The sequence below is a fragment of the Paracoccus sp. J39 genome (genome assembly GCF_000518925.1).
Taxonomy (GTDB): Bacteria; Pseudomonadota; Alphaproteobacteria; order Rhodobacterales; family Rhodobacteraceae; genus Paracoccus.
In genome coordinates this window covers 1-2,470 of record NZ_JAEN01000047.1, presented here as the reverse complement: position 1 = coordinate 2,470, position 2,470 = coordinate 1, and the positions used below count along the sequence as shown (strand labels likewise).

The following is a 2,470-nucleotide window of genomic DNA, read 5'->3' as shown; positions in this document are numbered from 1 at the left end:
TGTCAATCGGCACGCAACTTTGACCCCCTTTCGGCGCCCAATAATGCCCCCGCTTGGTCAGCACGGGTAGCTGGCCCGATGCGGTGTAGCCTCCATACAGCGCAACCGGATCGGGCCAGCGGCGTCTCGGTCATTCCCGCGTCTTGAAGCGCCAGCTCTCGTTGCCGGTCTCGACGATGTCACAGTGATGGGTCAGTCGGTCGAGGAGCGCCGTTGTCATCTTCGCGTCTCCGAAGACGGTCGGCCATTCGCCGAAGTCGAGGTTCGTCGTCACGATGATCGAGGTGCGTTCGTAAAGGCGACTGATGAGGTGGAACAGGAGCTGGCCACCCGTCTGGGCGAACGGCAGATATCCCAACTCGTCGAGGATCAGGAAGTCGAGGCGGCACAGGAGATCCGCAGTGCGTCCCTGTCGGTCGGCGCGGGCTTCGGCGTCCAGCTTGTTCACCAGGTCCACGACGTTGAAGAAGCGGCCGCGCTTGCCACGGCGGATGCAGGCCCGGGCGATGCTGACGGCAAGGTGGGATTTGCCGGTCCCGGTGCCGCCGATGAGGACGACGTTACGCTGATGCTCGAGGAACTCTCCGGAGGCCAGATCGCGCACCAGCGTTTCGTTTACGGGCGTGTCTTCGAAGCTGAACTCGTCGACTTCCTTGGCCAAGGGCAGCTTGGCGATGGTCATCTGGTATTTGATCGAGCGAGCTTGTTTCTCGCTGATCTCGGCGTTCAGCAGGTCGCCCACGATTTGCTGCGGTTCGTGCGGTCGCTTCACCGCCGTGGCGATGATCTCATCGTAGGCGGCCTTCATGCCGTAGAGCTTCAACTGGCCCATCGCGTCCAGCACCTGTGATCTTTCCATGGCGGGGTCTCCTGAGGCTGTCGTAGCGTTTGCAGTCGGCCACGGGCTCGCAGGTCAGGCGCAACGCGTCCGGCGTGGCGATGGTCAACGGAGGTGGTGGCTCGCGATGTCGGGCCAGGATGTTCAGAACGACCGATGCCGCCGGGGCGCCTTCGGTCAGGGCCTCGACGCAGGCAGCCTCGACGGCTTCCAGTCCATCCGTTGGGATCATGCTCAGGATCTGGACCATCTGACGGTCACCGTTCGGCACGCGCCCCAGCTTACGCTGGACGCGTCGTATCGCCGGCGGCAGTTCCCATTCCTTGAAGGGAGCGCCGTTTCGAAGGGCGCCGGGCTTGCGGGCCAGCACCGGGATGTAGTGCAGCGGGTCATAGATGGCCTTGTCGCGCCCGAAGGCGCGGTCGTGCCGGCCGACGATCTTGCCGTCCTGCCAGACCTCGACCCGCTCGGCATAGGCGCGGATCTCGACCGGACGGCCGACGGCGCGACCATCGACCGAGTAGCGGTTCTTGTCGAACCTAACGAGGCAGGTCTTGGACACCGAGGCCGGCACGGCATGGAATCCGTCGAAAGGGCCGACGTAGGGCACCAGGCTCGCCCGCTCATCCTGGAACACGTCCCAGATTGTCCGATCACGCAATTCCTGGTGCGGATGGGCCTTGGCCCAGGCAATACAGCGATCCTGAAGCCAGGCGTTGAGTTCCGCGTAGCTCTTGAAGCGCGGCCGCGGCACGAAGAACCGCCGCCGGACAACGCCAACCTGGTTCTCTACTTGTCCCTTCTCCCAGCCGGACGCGGGGGTGCAGGCGACGGGATCGACAAGGTAGTGTCCGCACATCTGCTGGAACCGGCGATTATACGCGCGGTCGCGGCCGACGAAGATCGTGTCCACCGCCGTCTTCATGTTGTCGTAGATCCCACGCGCACAGGCGCCGCCGAAGAAGGCAAAGGCCTTGTCATGGGCATCGAACACCATTTCCTGCGTCTCTCGCGGGTAGGCCCGGACGAACAGCATCCGGCTATGACAAAGCCGGACGTGAGCCACCTTCACCGTGGTGGTCACGCCGTCGATCAGAACGACCTCGTGACTCCAGTCGAACTGGTAGGCTTCACCCGGATCGAAGCTCAGTGGCACATAGGCGGCGGCTGACGCTTCCTGCTCCGCCTGCGACCACGAAGCCGCATAGCGTCGGACCGCGTCGTAGCCGCCGTCATATCCGAGGGCCCTGAGCTCTTCGAAAATCCGGATGCGGGTCAGCCGCTCGCGCTTCGGCTTGCGCGCATTCGCCGCCAGCATCTCGTCGAGCTTGCCTTTCCAGGGACCGATCTTCGGCTGCGGTTGGACGGTTCGCTCGTAAGTCATCTCCGTTGCGCCGGACCGGATCACCTTCCGAACCGTGTTCCGCGATACCCGCAGCTCTCGGCAGATATGCTTGATCGACTTCTTGTCCTGGAAATACGCCCGGCGGATCTTCGCAATCGTCTCCACAACCAGCATCCCACACTGTGCCCCCCGATAGCCTCGGAGGCATCATGACCATCAGCGTAAGGGGGGTCATTTTGGGAAGCCGATTACCCCGTTACGGGGTCAATTTTGCACGCCGGTTCACA

General features: G+C 63.4%; 2 protein-coding genes. Both read right to left on the bottom strand.

The window, feature by feature from the left end; genetic code table 11:
• Nucleotides 1-130: 130 nt before the first annotated feature.
• Nucleotides 131-859 carry an IS21-like element ISPkr1 family helper ATPase IstB gene (istB, locus tag L632_RS0121145; protein WP_028717561.1) on the bottom strand — a complete coding sequence of 243 codons (729 nt, stop codon included), beginning with the start codon at nt 857-859 and terminating at the stop codon, nt 131-133.
• Complete coding sequence (gene istA, locus L632_RS0121140; protein ID WP_028717560.1) at nt 789-2,357, bottom strand: IS21 family transposase; 1,569 nt, start codon at nt 2,355-2,357, stop codon at nt 789-791. Before istA ends, istB begins: the two co-directional genes overlap by 71 nt.
• Nucleotides 2,358-2,470 lie beyond the last annotated feature (113 nt).

Coding starts and splice junctions, on each gene's coding strand:
- istB (WP_028717561.1), bottom strand. CDS start 859: ATGGAAAGATCACAGGTGCTGGACGCGATGGGCCAGTTGAAGCTCTAC.
- istA (WP_028717560.1), bottom strand. CDS start 2,357: ATGCTGGTTGTGGAGACGATTGCGAAGATCCGCCGGGCGTATTTCCAG.